The 14790-nt window shown below is 65.3% G+C and carries 14 protein-coding genes; 10 read left to right on the top strand and 4 right to left on the bottom strand.

Annotated elements, in window-relative coordinates; all coding sequences use genetic code 11:
• Positions 1-934, top strand: a 934-nt coding sequence (locus tag AC1DKD_RS29015; RefSeq protein WP_477144007.1) for a hypothetical protein, incomplete at its 5' end; no start/stop codon positions are given.
• A gap of 185 nt (positions 935-1119) precedes the next feature.
• Here AC1DKD_RS29015 and AC1DKD_RS29010 read toward each other — a convergent pair.
• Positions 1120-1770: a VTT domain-containing protein gene (locus AC1DKD_RS29010; RefSeq protein ID WP_441633568.1), complete on the bottom strand. Its 651-nt coding sequence runs from the start codon at positions 1768-1770 to the stop codon at positions 1120-1122.
• A gap of 168 nt (positions 1771-1938) precedes the next feature.
• On the opposite strand from AC1DKD_RS29010, the gene AC1DKD_RS29005 reads away from it, so the two are divergent.
• On the top strand, positions 1939-2340 hold the full coding sequence (locus tag AC1DKD_RS29005; RefSeq protein ID WP_477144006.1) for an OsmC family protein: 402 nt from the start codon (positions 1939-1941) through the stop codon (positions 2338-2340).
• 40 nt (positions 2341-2380) lie between these two features.
• Here the strand turns inward: AC1DKD_RS29005 and AC1DKD_RS29000 are convergent, their stop codons facing one another.
• Both AC1DKD_RS29000 and AC1DKD_RS28995 read right to left on the bottom strand, forming a co-directional pair.
• Positions 2381-3613, bottom strand: a complete 1233-nt coding sequence (locus tag AC1DKD_RS29000) for a bifunctional alpha/beta hydrolase/OsmC family protein (protein ID WP_441633564.1) — start codon at positions 3611-3613, stop codon at positions 2381-2383.
• Between the two features lie 203 nt (positions 3614-3816).
• A complete protein-coding gene (locus AC1DKD_RS28995; RefSeq protein ID WP_035871513.1) occupies positions 3817-4734 on the bottom strand; it encodes a LysR family transcriptional regulator in 918 nt (305 codons plus the stop codon).
• Between the two features lie 95 nt (positions 4735-4829).
• On the opposite strand from AC1DKD_RS28995, the gene AC1DKD_RS28990 reads away from it, so the two are divergent.
• The 4 genes from AC1DKD_RS28990 (at position 4830) to AC1DKD_RS28975 (ending at position 11401) form a co-directional block, all read left to right on the top strand.
• Entirely contained in the window at positions 4830-8261 is a 3432-nt protein-coding gene (locus AC1DKD_RS28990) for a molybdopterin-dependent oxidoreductase (protein ID WP_441633617.1), read from the top strand.
• Between the two features lie 47 nt (positions 8262-8308).
• Positions 8309-9274 (top strand): bifunctional Delta(1)-pyrroline-2-carboxylate/Delta(1)-piperideine-2-carboxylate reductase, encoded by a 966-nt coding sequence (lhpI, locus tag AC1DKD_RS28985; protein ID WP_441633562.1) that lies wholly within the window; start codon positions 8309-8311, stop codon positions 9272-9274.
• A 10-nt stretch (positions 9275-9284) separates the two neighbouring features.
• On the top strand, positions 9285-10730 hold the full coding sequence (locus AC1DKD_RS28980) for a short-chain fatty acid transporter (RefSeq protein ID WP_477144005.1): 1446 nt from the start codon (positions 9285-9287) through the stop codon (positions 10728-10730).
• A 266-nt stretch (positions 10731-10996) separates the two neighbouring features.
• A complete protein-coding gene (locus AC1DKD_RS28975) occupies positions 10997-11401 on the top strand; it encodes an FKBP-type peptidyl-prolyl cis-trans isomerase (protein WP_035871523.1) in 405 nt (134 codons plus the stop codon).
• Positions 11402-11697: 296 nt separating this feature from the next.
• Here AC1DKD_RS28975 and hfq read toward each other — a convergent pair whose 3' ends face one another.
• Positions 11698-12078, bottom strand: coding sequence for an RNA chaperone Hfq (hfq, locus tag AC1DKD_RS28970; RefSeq protein WP_477144004.1), 381 nt, complete (start codon positions 12076-12078; stop codon positions 11698-11700).
• A gap of 291 nt (positions 12079-12369) precedes the next feature.
• Between hfq and AC1DKD_RS28965 the strand changes: the two genes are divergently transcribed.
• The 4 genes from AC1DKD_RS28965 to AC1DKD_RS28950 all read left to right on the top strand — a co-directional run bounded on the left by AC1DKD_RS28965 (position 12370) and on the right by AC1DKD_RS28950 (position 14714).
• Complete coding sequence (locus AC1DKD_RS28965) at positions 12370-12636, top strand: PepSY domain-containing protein (protein ID WP_276288488.1); 267 nt, start codon at positions 12370-12372, stop codon at positions 12634-12636.
• A 23-nt stretch (positions 12637-12659) separates the two neighbouring features.
• Positions 12660-13196, top strand: a complete 537-nt coding sequence (locus AC1DKD_RS28960) for a cytochrome b/b6 domain-containing protein (RefSeq protein ID WP_035871531.1) — start codon at positions 12660-12662, stop codon at positions 13194-13196.
• A 314-nt stretch (positions 13197-13510) separates the two neighbouring features.
• Entirely contained in the window at positions 13511-13954 is a 444-nt protein-coding gene (locus tag AC1DKD_RS28955; protein WP_441634818.1) for a GNAT family N-acetyltransferase, read from the top strand.
• A gap of 523 nt (positions 13955-14477) precedes the next feature.
• On the top strand, positions 14478-14714 hold the full coding sequence (locus AC1DKD_RS28950; RefSeq protein ID WP_441634816.1) for a hypothetical protein: 237 nt from the start codon (positions 14478-14480) through the stop codon (positions 14712-14714).
• Positions 14715-14790 lie beyond the last annotated feature (76 nt).

Raw genomic sequence — 14790 nt, 5'->3', positions numbered from 1 at the left:
TGCTGGCGGCTTGCGGCGGCGGTGGGACGGCGGCACCGCCAGTCCCCTCTCCGTAGGCGCGACATCGGACGGCGCCAAGTCGACCTTGGTTGCCGCGGGGCAGTCGGCCAGCCTTACCGTGGAGTCCGGCAAGGAGGTGAAGCTGGACGCCAACCAGGCAGTCACCTGGACCGCCACGCCGAGCAAGACCACGATCTCGTCACCGGCAATCACCGAGCAGTCGTGGAAAGCCGCGCTGACGAGCCCCGAAGGCGGTACCGTCACGCTCAAGGCCGTTTCCGTAAGCAACCCGGCCAATTCCGCCACCATCACGATCACGGTCCCGCCGCATCGCTATGCCGCCATTGCACCCAGGGTCGGTGAAGCCATCACGTTCAACGAATCCAACCTGCTGTTGAACGGCACCACGGTGACGAAACCCCTTACCTATACCACCACCGTCATCGCCAACGGCATCGCAACGCTCGTGGCCACCGATGCAACAAACACTGTCGTCGAGACCTACACGCAGGATGGCGACCGCAACCGCCTGACCCGGTCGCGCCCCCCCGGCACCAACCAGTGCACCTACGCGCCGAAGCGTGACCTGTACAACTTCCCGTTGTACGTGGGCAAGACCTGGAGCCCTGCCTGGACGCTGAACTGCGCGCTTGGCTACCACGAAACGGCCGCCGTGAATGCCGTGGTGGAAGGGTTCGAACAACTCAGCACGCCGGCGGGCACCCTCGACACCCTGCGTATCCGCTATGTCGTCGCCTATACGAACTCGAATGATGTCAATTTCGCCACCTATAGCGAGAACGACGTCTGCTGGTGGTCGACCAAGTTCGGACGTGCGGTGAAGTGCCAGTTCGACTACACCTACCCGGCCGGCATGGCGGACCTCACCTACAAGAAGACCTACACCCAAGTCGCCGCAAGCGTATCGCCTTGATCCTCGCCCCCGGCCGGCGTCAGCGGATACGCTGGCCGGTCGCTACGGGCGCCCCCCGGCGCCCCTTGCCTCCCGGTGTCCCCTCCTTGCAGGATGTAGGACGGCTCCCGCCTTCCTGCCGGCACGCACACCCTGGACTCGATGCATCGTTGTTCCAGGCGAAGTGCAGCCGACCGCCAGCAGTATCACCCCCGCGCCCCCTGCCGCCCCCGCACCGCCCGCCACGCACTCGCCACCACCAGTGAACCCAGGCCGAGCGCGAGACCTAGCAGCACGATGGCGCTCATATGGTCGCGCACCAGCGGCACATTGCCAAAGAGATAGCCGCCGGCCAGCAGCGAGATCACCCACACCGCCGCACCGGCGCCAGCCGCCAGCACAAAGTGCGCTACCGGCATGTCGGACACGCCCGCGACAAAGGGCGCGAAGGTACGCACCACAGCGACGAAGGGCGACAGCAGCAGGGCCAGGCCGCCATGCCGCCGACAGAAGGCCTGCGTCTTGCGCAGCGCGTCCTGGTTGATCCAGCGGTAGCCGCCGGCAAACACGCGCGTCCCGATGGTTTTGCCGATGGCATAGTTCAGCAGGCTGCCAGTGACCGCGGCGATCAGCAGCAACGGCAGGAGCACCCACAGACTCAACGCCCCCGAAGCGCAGAACGCGCCGCAGATGAACAGCAGCGGATCGCCCGGCAGGAAGAACAGCGGCAACAGGCCTATCTCGCAGAACACGATGGCGAACAGGATGCCGTAGACCAGGAGGCCGTACTGCGCGATGGCGGGACCGAGATACTGATCGAAATGCAGCAGCAACGGCAATATTTGCGTTGAATTCATGCTCGCCCCGACTCTCAAAGCTGTGCTTACAGTGTAGGCGTGGGCTAGCCGGCGGGTAGCCGGTCCGGGCGGCGCTACATCTGCAAGCGAATTCGCCTGCGCAGGCCCGGTCCTTTCCCTCGCGCCCGCATCTGCGTAATATCCGCTCAAGCAACCCTTGGAAATGCCATGTCAAGCTCCCAAGCCACCGCCAGGATCGGCCCGGCCGACGCCAACTACCTCGTTCACCTCCAGGCTGGCAGCCACGCACTCGTCGGCRACGAATCCGCCGGGCTGGGCGGCACCGACCAGGGTCCGCCGCCCTTCGCCTTCGTGCTGTCCGGGCTGGTATCGTGCACGGCCATCACGCTGAAGATGTATATGCAGCGCAAACAATGGCCCGTGGCGGACGTGGAAGTCACCGCCGTCTTCCAGGGCAAGGACGAGGCGCGCTTCATCCGGCGTGAAGTCCGGGTGATCGGCGCCGAACTGGGCGAGGCCGAACGCAAGCGGCTCGCCGAGATCTGCGAGCGTACGCCGGTGACGCTGTTCCTGAAGGCGGCATCGCGAATCGAGACCACCCTCCTCTGAGGGCCGAAAGGAGCGGCCGCACGGGCCGCCCCCGCGCTGCCTAACCGGCCGCCGTCTCCGCCTCGTGCGTCCGCACCATCACCTCCGAATGCAGCGTCCGGTGCACCGGGCATTTATCCGCAATTTCCAGCAATGCGGCGCGCTGGGCCTCGTCCAGCGGACCGCGCATGGTGATCTCCCGTTCGATCCAGTCGATCTTGCCTTCGGTGGTCGAGCACTCCGCGCAATCGGCCGCGTGGATCTTCTCGTGGCGCAGGGACACGGCCACATGTTCGAGCGGGAAGCCCTTGCGCTCCGCATACATGCGCATCGTCATGGCCGTGCACGCACCAAGCGCGGCCAGCAGCAGGTCGTAAGGCGCCGGCCCGCCATTGAGCCCGCCGAAAGAAACCGGCTCGTCGGCAAGCAGGTGATGCGGCCCGGCGGTGATACGCTGCTGGTACTTGCCGGCGTGGTTTTCCTCCACGCGCACCAGCCCCTCTTCCGCCACGGCGGCCGGCACCTCTTCCACATTGATATCGAGGTAGCGCTGGCTCCATGCGGCAATCGTGTTGGCCACGTAGACGGCATCTTCCTTGCGCGTCAGCAGGTGATCGGCGCGATCCAGGGAGACAAAGCTCTTGGGATGCTTCGCGGCGATGAAGATCTGTGTGGCGTTGTCGATGCCAACCGTATCGTCCTGCGGCGCGTGCATGACCAGCAAGGCCTTGCGCAGCCTGGCCACGCCGTCGAGCAGTCTCTGCTCCGCCACATCCTCGATGAACTGCCGCTTGATCCTGAACGGGCGCCCGGCAAGACTGACCTCGGCCTCGCCGTCGGCTTCGATGCGCGCAGCCTGGTCCTTGAACAGGCCGACGACATGGCTGGGATCGCTTGGCGCGGCAATGGTGACAACCGCCTTGGCCTCGGGGATGCCGAGCGCGGCGCTGAGAATGGCCGCGCCGCCCAGGCTATGGCCGATCAGCAGGGCTGGCGCGCGGTGATGTTGCCGGAGATAGTCCGCCGCCGCCAGCAAGTCGGCCACATTGGACGAGAAATTGGTATTGGCGAAGTCGCCGCCGCTGCCGCCAAGACCGGTGAAATCGAAGCGTAGGACAGCGATGCCGTGTGCGGTCAGCGCCTGCGCGATGCGCGTTGCCGCCAGCACGTCCTTGCCGCATGTGAAGCAATGGGCGAACAAGGCAAAGGTCCGGACCGGGCCAACGGGCAAGTCCAGCCGCGCGGAGAGTTGCTGGCCGTCACTTCCCGGGAACTGCAGGCGCTGTGCTTCCATTGATGTCCTCATGCATGATGCAAGCTGTACGAGGTTCCCACTCTAGCCAAGTTTGCCGCCGGGTGCCACTGGCGCCGCATGACCGTCGGCGCACAACGCACAACAGCCTTGTGGAGGCTTGCYAGCGTCCGGCTTTCCGATGTACAAAATGCAATGCGCCCCGCGCGGGTGGGCAGATCAATCGGATCTCTTGCCCGTCTCCCTCAGGCACGCGCCTTGTCCCTGCCCTTCAACGCACTGCGCAGGTAGTCGGCCAGCGCCACCACATTACCTGGCGTGGCGGGCTCGCGTTTCCATACCAGGCCAACATCCATCGACGGTACCTTGTCGGCAATCGCGCGCCGCACGATCCGCTGCCCTTCGAGCGACCAAGGCCGGTAAACCAGATCGGACAGGATAGCGATGCCGCGCCCGGCCGCGACCAGGCTGCGCACCGCCTCGATCGAGCAGCTCTGGTAGCGCACCTGCGGTGCCAGGCCATATTGCCCCCAGTACTTGCCGACGGTGGCGATATGCTCGTCCATGTCGAGCAGGATGTAGTCGTGCCGTGCCACGTCCGCCAGGCCGATGCGGTCCGCCATCATCAGCGGATGCTCGGGATGGCCCCATAGCTGCCGCGGCGAGCGCAGCAGCGTTTCGCAAGCGACGTGGTCGAGACCGGGCAGGTTCGAGACCAGCAGCAAGGCAATATCGATCTCGCCGGCCAGGACGCCGCGTTCGATGTCATGCCGCTCCCGCTCGAGCACTTCCAGCCGGAGCCCGGGGAACTTTCGCTCGATCGACGCCAGCAAGCCGGGCAGCACATAGGCCGTGATGGTCTCTGTCACACCCACGCGCACCGTGCCGGCGATCTCCACCGGGGCCACGCTCACGGCTTCCACCGCGTCCAGCACCGCATCCTCGATCTGCTGGGCATGCCGGAGAAAGCGCGTGCCGGCGTCGGTCAGGCGGACGCCGCCAGCATGGCGCGTGAACAACTGTGCGCCCACCGCTTCCTCCAGCGCCTTCAGGGATGCCGTCATCGACGACTGCGACACATGGCAGCGAAGTGCGGCACGCGACACCTGCCCGGTCTCCGCGATGGCCACGAAATGCTGCATTTGCTTCAAAGTCGGGATCATCGATTTTTACGATATTACTGTGTCGAAATTATGAATTAGAAATACCTCCACATGCTAGCTAGCATCCGGTCAGGAGACAAGATGCGGTGACACTCATGACAAARGAAGACAAACGCGGCTACTGCACGTTGTGCCGCTCACGATGCGGCACGGTGAACGTGGTGGCGAATGATGCGCTGATCGAAGTCCGCCCCGACACCTCGCACCCCACGGGCAAGGCGATGTGCATGAAGGGCAAATCGGCGCCGGAACTGGTCCACAGCGCGGACCGCCTCCTTTATCCGATGCGGCGGACCAACCCCAAGACCGATGCGGATCCCGGCTGGCAACGCATTTCGTGGGAAGAGGCCCTGTCCGAAGTGGCGCGGCGGATGCTCCAGGCCCGGCGCGACGGCGGCGCCGAGTCGGTTGCGTTTGCCGTCACCACGCCGAGCGGCACGCCGCTGTCCGACAGCATCGACTGGATCGAGCGGTTTATCCGGCTATTCGGCAGCCCCAACACCTGTTACGCCACGGAAATCTGCAACTGGCACAAGGACTACGCGCACGCTTTCACCTTCGGCTGCGGCATGCCGACCGCGGACTACCGCAATGCCAACCTCATCGTGCTGTGGGGCCATAACCCGACCAACACCTGGCTGGCGCAGGCCGAGGCGATTGGCGCCGGCAGGGCCGCCGGCGCCAAGCTGCTGGTGGTGGACCCCAGGGAAACGGCGCTGGCCGGCCAGGCGGAGCAATGGCTGCGCGTGCGGCCGGGGACGGATGCCGTGCTCGCCATGGCAATCGCCAACCTGCTGATCGAGGCGAATGCGTTCGATCTCGCCTTCGTGCGTCAATGGACCAACGGCCCCTTGCTGGTCCGCAACGACAACGGGCGCTTGCTGCGGGGCCGCGACGTGGGGCTCGCCGATGGCGAGGCCTGCCTGGTATGGGATGCCTGCGCCGGACAAGTCCGGCCGTCATCGGCGCTGGCCGGGCGGGATTTCGAGCAGGTCGCGCTGCGGGGGACGTTCGAAGTGGGCAATGCCAACCGGCCGGGTCCCCCCACCCTCGCCTGCCGGCCCGCCTTCGACCTGTATGCAAGCGAATGCGCCCGCTATCCGGCGGACGTTGCCGCGGCACTCACCTGGGTGGCGGAGGCGGAGATCCGCCATGCAGCCAGCCTGTTCGGCGCGGCTGAGCGCGTGGCCTATCACGCGTGGTCCGGCGTCGGCCAGCATGACAATGCGACCCAGACGGACCGGGCGATTGCCTGCCTCTACGCCTTGACAGGCAGCTTCGACAAGCAGGGCGGCAATCGCATTTATCAAAAGCCGCCGTACAACCCCGTCAGCAGCTTCGGCCTCTTGCCGCCGGAGCAAAAATGCAAGGCGCTGGGCTATGAGGCGAGGCCGCTCGGCCCGCCCGCGCAAGGATGGGTCACGGCGCGCGACTTGTATCGGGCCATCCTGCACGCGCAACCTTACGCCGTGCGCACCCTGGTTGCCTTTGGCACCAATCCCCTGCTGTCGCAGGCCGACGTGGAAGACGGCGCGCGCGCCCTGCGCAGCCTGGACTTCTACGTACATTGCGACCTGTTTGAGACACCCAGCGCCCGCTACGCCGATGTCTTGCTGCCGGTCAACACACCATGGGAGCGAGAAGGCCTGCGCATCGGCTTCGAGATCTCCGCCGAGGCCGAACAACTGGTGCAGTTGCGCCAGCGCATGGTGTCGCCGCGCGGCGAATCGCGCGCGGACAACGACATCGTGTTCGACCTGGCTGTGCGGCTGGGCATGTCGGAGGCCTTCTTCGGTGGCAGCCTGGAAGCGGGGTGGAATCATATGCTGGCCCCTTGCGGCCTGACGGTGGGCAAGTTGCGCGAGCAGCCGGAAGGCATCCGCGTGCCGGTCGCCGACGTGGAGCGCAAGTATGCGCGCAGGCCACGCGATCGTGCCTTCAATACGCCGACCGGGCTGGTGGAGCTATATGCCGAGCAGCTCCTGCGCCACGGCTATCCGCCCTTGCCACGCCCGGACCAGTCTCCTATGGATGCCGAGGACGCTTCGGGCGACGCCTTCCCGTTCGTGCTGACCTCGGCCAAGAGCGGCTACTACTGCCACAGCCAGCATCGCGGCCTGCCCTCGCTCAGGCGCCGTGCGCTCCAGCCCGAAGCGGAGATCCCTGCCGCGCTGGCGGCCGCGCGCGGCATAGTCAGCGGCGATGCGATCCGGGTGAGCACAGCCGTCGGCAGCGCAAGGTTTATCGCCAAGGTCAGGGAAGGCCTGCATCCGCGCGTGGTGGTCGGCGAGTTTGGCTGGTGGCAGCGCTGCGACGCGCTTGCGCAACCCGCGCTGGCTGTCTCGGGACAGGGCAACAGCAACTACAACGGCCTGATCGCCGCTGACAGCATCGACCCCGTCAGCGGCTCCGTGCCGCTGCGCGGCTACCGCTGCAACGTGGAGCGCGATCCCGGCGTCGATGTGGGGCGGCGCAGGTGGGACGGATATCGCGCCTTCCGCGTCGCCAGCCTGGTGAAGGAAGCCCGCGAGGTCACGTCGGTATTTCTGGAACCCGCCGATGGCGGCGGCCTGCCGGACTTCCAGCCCGGCCAGCATGTGACGATCAGGCTGACGATGCCGCCCGCCGGCGAGGAGATCGTGCGCTCGTATTCGCTCACCGGCCCGGCCCTCGTGCCGGACCGGCGCGGCTACTCCATCTCCGTGCGCCGCGCGGTGGGCGTGTCGGAAACCGGCGAGACTGTATTCGGGCGCGCCTCCTCGCATATCAACCTGTGCCTTGCGGCCGGCGATACGGTCTGGCTGCGGGCGCCGTCCGGCACCTTTGTCATGCCGCTGCATACCCGGCGGCCGCTGGTGCTGCTGGCCGGCGGGATCGGCATCACGCCGTTCGTCTGCCTGCTCGAATCGCTGGCCAGCCTCGCCGATCCGCCGAAGATCCTGCTCCTTTACGCGAACCAGAATGGCCTTGCCCATGCATTCCGGTCACGCATCCGGGCACTACGGCAAACCCTCCGGGGGCTGGAAGTCGTCGACTTCTACGACCGTCCGGCGGAATGCGACGTGCCCGGGGTCGACTACGACATAGCCGGACGCGTCAGCGCCGACCATGTCCCGGCACGCCTGCTTGCCCAGCGTCCCCTGGTCTATATGTGCGGCCCCGCGCCGATGATGAGCGCTTTCGCCGATGCGCTGGCTGCCCGCGGCGTGCCCCGCTCCGACATCCTCCGGGAAGTGTTCCGCTCCCCCGAACGGACGGTGGCCGGGACCGGCCAGCAGTTCAACGTGGTGTTCGCCAGGTCCGGCATGTCCAGCACCTGGCGCTCGGCGGACGGGCCTTTGCTGGGCTTCGCCGAAAGACTCGGCCTGGCATTGCCCAGCGGGTGCCGGGTCGGCCAGTGCGAAAGCTGCGCGGTACCCATCGTGTCGGGCCGCATCCGGCACCTGCACGGCGAGGATCCCGACGATGCCGGCGTGTGCCTGGCGTGCCAGGCCGTTCCGGCCAGCGACATCGTGCTGAATGCGTGATCGCGATTGCCGGCGCCTGCCTTATTCCAACCCCCACCCAAGCCACTATGTTGATACTGGACTCCGACACCACCCGTGCCCTGCTGCCGTTCGAGAATCTCGTGCCCGCGCTGCGCGCGGCGTTTATCCGGGGCTGCGAAGTCCCGCAGCGCCACAGCCATGCCATTGATGCGGACGGAACCATGCTGCTGATGCCCTCCTGGCGGGGCGGCGCCTACCTTGGCGTGAAGACCGTGACGATCTACCCCGGCAACACGGCGAAAGGCCTGCCGGGCTTGTACTCGACCTACCTGCTGCACGACGCGCGCACCGGCAAGCCGCTGGCCATGATCGACGGCAACGAGATCACGTCCAGGCGCACCGCCGCCGCGTCGGCGATGGCGGCCTCGTACCTGAGCCGCAAGGATGCGTCGTCGATGCTGGTGCTCGGCTCGGGCCGGGTCGCCAGCCTGCTGCCCCATGCCTATCGCGCCGTCAGGCCAATCGGGCGCGTTGCCGTCTGGGACATTCATGCGCCGCAAGGCGAAGCGCTGGTGGCACGGCTGCAGGCCGACGGCTTCGACGCGCGCTTTGTCCCGACGATCGCCGCCGCCTGCGAAGACGCAGACATCGTGACCGCAGCCACGCTCTCCACCGCGCCCCTCGTGCATCGCGCGTTCCTCAGGCCCGGCACCCACCTGGACCTGATCGGCGGCTTCACGCCAGCCATGCGCGAGGCCGATGACGGTTGCTTCGATGCGGCTTCCGTCTTCGTCGACACGGGCGAGGCCGTGCTCAAGGCCGGCGACCTGCTGCACCCGATCGAGGCCGGCGTGCTCGACGCGGCCGACATCCGGGCCACGCTCGCGGACTTGTGCCAGCGGCGCCATCCCGGCCGCGTGGACGACGCGGAAATCACCGTCTTCAAGGCTGTCGGCACCGCGCTGGAAGATCTCGCGGCGGCCGTCATGGCCTATGAAGGATTCAAGGGCTCGCAAGGCGCCACGCCGAGCGCAGAAGCCATGTCAATGTAAGGAGACAGCAATGAAAAGCACCCCCCTATCGCTGGACGCGGCGGACCATCCAGGCCGCGGCGGACTCGAACGGCTGGCCGTCAAGGTCACCGACTGGTCCGAGCGCTGGTTCCCCGATTCCTATATCTTTGCCGCCATCGCGGTGATCGTCGTGGCAATCGGCGCAATGGCGGCCGGCGCGCCGGCGCAAAGCGTGGCGCAAGCATTTGGCGACGGCTTCTGGAGCCTGATCCCGTTCACCATGCAGATGGCGGTGGTGGCCATCTCCGGGTATGTGGTGGCGGCTTCGCCGCCTGCTTCGCTGCTGATCCGGCGGCTCGCCGCCCTGCCCAGGACGGCGCGGGGCGCCATCGCCTTCGTCGCGCTGGTGAGCCTGCTGACTTCCCTGCTCAACTGGGCCATCAGCCTGATCCTAAGCGGACTGCTGGTGCGGGCCATCGCAAGGCGCAGCGGACTGCGCGTGGACTACCGCGCGGCCAGCGCGGCGGCCTACCTGGGGATGGGGGCCACCTGGGCGCTGGGCCTGAGTTCTTCCGCCGCGCAGTTGCAGGCCAATCCCGCCAGCCTGCCCAAATCCCTGCTCGATATCACCGGCGTGATCCCTTTCTCCCAGACCATCTTCCTGTGGCAGTCGATGGCGATGACGGCGGTGCTGATCGTTGCGTCATTGCTGGTGGCATATTTCTCCGCACCGGCGGGAGACCGCGCGCGCACCGCGCAGGACATGGGCGTAGATCTCGATGACGCCGGCGATGGCATCGGCCGTCCCACGCGTCCCGGCGAATGGCTGGAGTACAGCCCCTTGCTGACCTTGCTGATCGTGGCGCTGGGCGCGGGATGGCTGGTCCGCGAGTTCACCACCAAGGATCCTGTCCTCGCCATCTCCAATCTCAACACCTACAACTTCCTGTTCCTCATGCTGGGAATGCTGTTGAACTGGCGGCCCAAGCGCTTCCTGCGCGCCGTGGCCAAATCGGTGCCCTCCACCGCCGGCGTGCTGATCCAGTTTCCGCTGTATGGCGGCATCGCATTCATCCTTACCAAGGCTGCCGGCATAGACGGCACTACCCTTTCGCACCACCTGGCGTCGGCCTTTGTCTCGGTCGCCACCAGGGAATCGTTTTCCGCCGTCATGGGCGCGTACTCCGCCGTGCTCGGCTTCTTCGTGCCGTCGGGCGGTGGCAAATGGGTTATCGAAGCGYCCTACGTGATGCAGGCGGCAAACGCGCTGCAGGTCCACCTGGGCTGGGCGGTGCAGGTGTATAACGCCGCGGAGGCGCTGCCCAACCTGATCAACCCGTTCTGGATGCTGCCGCTGCTCGGCGTGCTGGGGATCCGGGCCAAGGACGTGGTGGGCTTTACCTTCACCCAGCTGCTGGTTCACACGCCGCTTGTGCTGTTCATGCTCTGGGCATTTGCTTCGACGCTGCCTTACCGCCCGCCCGTGATGCCTTGATGCGTACAGGCTCCGCCAAGCCGCGGAGGCCGGAGGCGGCCCCTGTTCAACCGGATATGCCGGTGCCTCCGGCGCATTGCCCGGTTGAGTCTGGCCATCGGGGAGTCCATGCTTCGCAACGGCGTCTGGCGGCGCTGGCGCCATCGCGCCCGGCCCCCTGGGTTCAGCCCGGTTGCGGCTTGCGATGGTCATCCCGGTTTAAGATGGTGGTTTCCGGCCGGCCTTGCCGGCCCGGACTTCACCCCCACCACTCTGCAAACTGACACATGAAGAAAATTGCCCTGCTACTTGCCGCCCTGGGAATGGCCTCCGTCGCCCACGCAGCCGCTCCGGCCGTGGAAACCCTGCCGTCCGGCATGTCCATCGAGCAAATCGTCAAGGGCACCGGCGCCACGCCGAAGGCGTCGGACACGGTAAAGGTGCACTACCGCGGCACGCTGACCGACGGCACCGAGTTCGATAGCTCGTACAAGCGCGGCCAGCCGATCTCGTTCCCGCTGAACCGCGTCATCCCCTGCTGGACCGAAGGCGTGCAGAAGATGCAGGTCGGCGGCAAGGCCAAGCTGGTCTGCCCGGGCCCGACCGCCTATGGCGCGCGCGGCGTGCCGGGGACGATCCCGCCGAATGCCACGCTGAACTTTGAAGTGGAGTTGCTCGGCATCGGCAACTGACGGAGGGCGGTTCCACAGTTTGACCAGGCCCCGGCAATCCCGCCGGGGCGCTGACGAACTGACGATTGCGAGCGAGTCGCCCGGGAAGATCGTGAAGAGCGTGAAGAGGCCGGGATGTGACCATCGCCAGCACGTGCTGCCGGATGAGCCAGGCGAATCATCGCTGTCGGATCGGGTTCGAGCCACTCGATCCGATCATGGCGAGGACGAACTCGACCCGCAGCTATCTGACGCAGCAATTCGCGGCGATCAACAACGCATCCGGCAAAAACGGACTTCGCGGCAGCGTGGCAACCCTATTCGTTTGTGCCGCCGGGCGCCATGGAGCGACGCTTCCGCGTCACCACAAGGGGCGCCTGGGTATTGCCGYCGGACGTCACGCGTGGCGTGCGCGGACCAACGCCCGGCATGCGCGGCCCGCTGCCTGGCGCACGCGCGCCGCCACCGCCACCGCCGCCTGGCGGCCGCGTGCCGGTGTCCAGCTGGATGGTCGATATGGCTCGCTTGTAGATGGTCTGCATGCCGCCAGGTGTGCTCAGCATCACCACGAAGGCGTCGAATGACTCGATCGAGCCGACGAGCCGGATGCCGCTGACCAGGTACACCTGCACACGCTTGCGCTCTTTGCGCGTTGTGTTCAGGAAGGAGTTTTGCGGGTTGGTATCGTCGAGCTGCATGTGAATTCAAAAATGGGGCAGGCGAAGCGCTGCGGGAAACTTGGGCTACTGCGGCGTTGCCTGGCCGGCGCCGGCGCACCACATCGGTGCTTGCACGCACATGCGCCATGTGCCGCGCACGCCGGAATGGCGCCGCGCCATCCTGGCCTGCATTAGCCATTCTAGCGCAAGCCGATCAGTCCCCCTGAAACCGATACGCTGCCCGCGCGGCGGCAGGGGCAAATCCGTATTGCGAATCGTTACCTGCTTGTCTATGCTTCGCAGTCACATATGACTAAGCGGAGGTCTTCCATGCAGCGTATTTGCCTGTTCCTGCTCGCTGGCGTGTTCTCAACGGGAGCAATCGCTGGTGCCAAGTGCGTCGCCCATCCCAAGGCCGAATGGATGAAAGAAGCCGACGCCAGGGCCAGGATCGAAGCCCAGGGCTACACCATCAAAAAGTTCAAGGTGGACGGAAACTGCTACGAGATCTACGGCACGACGAAGGAAGGCAAGAAGGCCGAGATCTACTATGACACCAAGACCCTCGATGTCGTGAAATCTGAAATCGAGAAGTAACGGCAGTCTCAGACGTGCACGCCATGATGACCGGCGCTGCGTCGATTCGCGTTTGGGATATTGCCGTGCGCCTGACGCACTGGAGCGTGGCCGCGCTTGTGCTGCGGGACCTGGTCGAGGACTCCGGCGGCCCGTCGCACCGCGCCGTGGGCTATGTTGCCGCCGGGCTGGTCCTGTTCCGGATCCTGTGGGGTTTCATCGGCAGCGAGCCTGCCAGGTTTTCCGCGTGGCTGCCCACGCCCTCCCGCCTGCTGGCCTACCTCAAGGCACTGATTGCACACCGCCCGCCCCGGTATCTGAGCCACACCCCGCTCGGCGCGATGATGATGATCACCATGTGGGCCATCATCATCGCGCTCGCCGTGACGGGCTGGATGTCGAGGCTGGACGCCTTCTGGGGCGAGGATGGACCGAAGGACGTGCACGAGTTGCTGGCGGACGCCCTGATGGTGCTGATCGTCATACACCTCATTGCCGCCGTCGCGATGAGCATGGCTCACAAGGAGAATCTCATCGCCGCCATGCTGACCGGCAACAAGCGGCGCGATGGCGGCACTTGAAGGTGCCGCGGCAGCATGTCAGCATTGTCGCGATACGGGTCTCCCGCCAGCCATTGCGATTCGGCTTGGCCCGTGCCGATGCGCGGCTTCCAGGAGAGCGGCAATTCTGCCAAATTCCTGCCTGCGCGCGCCGATAACACATACATCACACAGTGATACAAATTGGAGTTACCTCGGGCTTGTCACGAGAACGTTCAAGCTGGTAGCATCCCGCAACTAGTTGCATCGTATCAGCAGTGGGTGCTGACGCGCGGCATCAACAAAGTGCCAGAGCTGCCCGGCAGCCTCATCGAGCACTGACCGGAGACTGTTTCATGCTTACCCACGTCTATCTCCGTTCGGCGTCCCAAGCCGACATCGAGCCGATGACTTCGTTGCTGGCAAAATGCGGCCTAGCCACGGAGGACGTAACGGAGATTCTCGACAGCTTCCAGATTGCGCTTTGTGACGGTCGTATCGTTGGCTGTGCTGCAGCGGAGCGCCGTGGACACTCAATTGTCATCCGGTCCGTGGCAGTGGAGTCCGGCTATCGAGATAGAGGCGTCGCGAGCCGCCTCGTAGAAAAACTTCTCGTGCGCGCCCGCGGCACCGAAGTCCGACATGCTTTTCTCTTGTCCGCATCGGCCCCCTCCTATTTCGCGCGCTGGGGTTTCTGCCACATCCCGTTTGATAAAGCGCCGCCTGAAGTCCAAGCCTCACGGGAATTCAGTAATGCTGCGCAAAGCTCAGCGCTATGCATGTACTGCGAGCTCAGGTAGGCATGGCCTGACGCGTGAAGGCCCTTGCCTCGCTTACTGCCCCTGTAGGCGCTTCTTGCCAGAAGAAAATCCAGTGCACGTTCGCCACAAAAATACCCGCGTCGCCGGAAACCGGTGGCACGGGTGGCAGCAGGACTATATCGCCAGCCCATGCAGAATTGAGAGTTCCTAATCCGCGAATTAAACGGATTTTTCCTGCTCATCTCTTGACCATTGTGACCCTCACCACCCATGGCATGGCAGGTGGCGGGCAAGTTGTCATGACACAGCGCTAAGGTTAACCCGCGCCCCACTGATATCCGTCTTTTTCGGCACTCGCCTGACTCCAAATTGTCATCAAGGTCCCGTTAAATACGCGAGCGGTTACCGCAGTAGCATCGGCGAATTCATCGCCGCTACTGGCGAGCCAGACTCCGGCATGTTTGCCAAAACTAAAAAGAACGCMCGTTCGCTAGATACCGCCAAGCAGAACGAGGCATAGCAATATTTGAAGGTCAATATGCATCAAGCTCTCGCTTCTCCCATGGCCACGAACGACGCGTCGCTACCCGGCGCTGGCAGTGGGAGAAGGACTCGCTGGACCGTCTCGGCCGGCATCAAGGCCCTGCGCCAGGAAGCGGCAAGCCTGCGCGCAACTGCTCAGGCAAGGATGACCCTGGCCGGCACTTGTGTTGCGCTCTGTGAACCTGGCGACTTGCTGCAGCGGGCCGCGATTCTCGACAGGGGCGCCGACGTTCTGGCGCTGACCGACTGGACCTGAGTCAGTTCGCTTTCTTTATCGTCGCCCGGGCAGTAAGCGATGGTGCCGCGAGGCCATACCACGCGCTCATCTGCAT

It is taken from the genome of Cupriavidus sp. 05T313 (assembly GCF_056396665.1).
This window is presented reverse-complemented; position numbering and strand designations above follow the sequence as displayed.

Bases quoted from the DNA above. Each gene is read 5' to 3' on its own strand.
- AC1DKD_RS29010 (WP_441633568.1), bottom strand. From the start codon at position 1,770: ATGAATTCAACGCAAATATTGCCGTTGCTGCTGCATTTCGATCAGTAT.
- AC1DKD_RS29000 (WP_441633564.1), bottom strand. From the start codon at position 3,613: ATGGAAGCACAGCGCCTGCAGTTCCCGGGAAGTGACGGCCAGCAACTC.
- AC1DKD_RS28995 (WP_035871513.1), bottom strand. From the start codon at position 4,734: ATGATCCCGACTTTGAAGCAAATGCAGCATTTCGTGGCCATCGCGGAG.
- lhpI (WP_441633562.1), top strand. From the start codon at position 8,309: ATGTTGATACTGGACTCCGACACCACCCGTGCCCTGCTGCCGTTCGAG.
- AC1DKD_RS28975 (WP_035871523.1), top strand. From the start codon at position 10,997: ATGAAGAAAATTGCCCTGCTACTTGCCGCCCTGGGAATGGCCTCCGTC.
- AC1DKD_RS28965 (WP_276288488.1), top strand. From the start codon at position 12,370: ATGCAGCGTATTTGCCTGTTCCTGCTCGCTGGCGTGTTCTCAACGGGA.
- AC1DKD_RS28960 (WP_035871531.1), top strand. From the start codon at position 12,660: ATGATGACCGGCGCTGCGTCGATTCGCGTTTGGGATATTGCCGTGCGC.
- AC1DKD_RS28955 (WP_441634818.1), top strand. From the start codon at position 13,511: ATGCTTACCCACGTCTATCTCCGTTCGGCGTCCCAAGCCGACATCGAG.
- AC1DKD_RS28950 (WP_441634816.1), top strand. From the start codon at position 14,478: ATGGCCACGAACGACGCGTCGCTACCCGGCGCTGGCAGTGGGAGAAGG.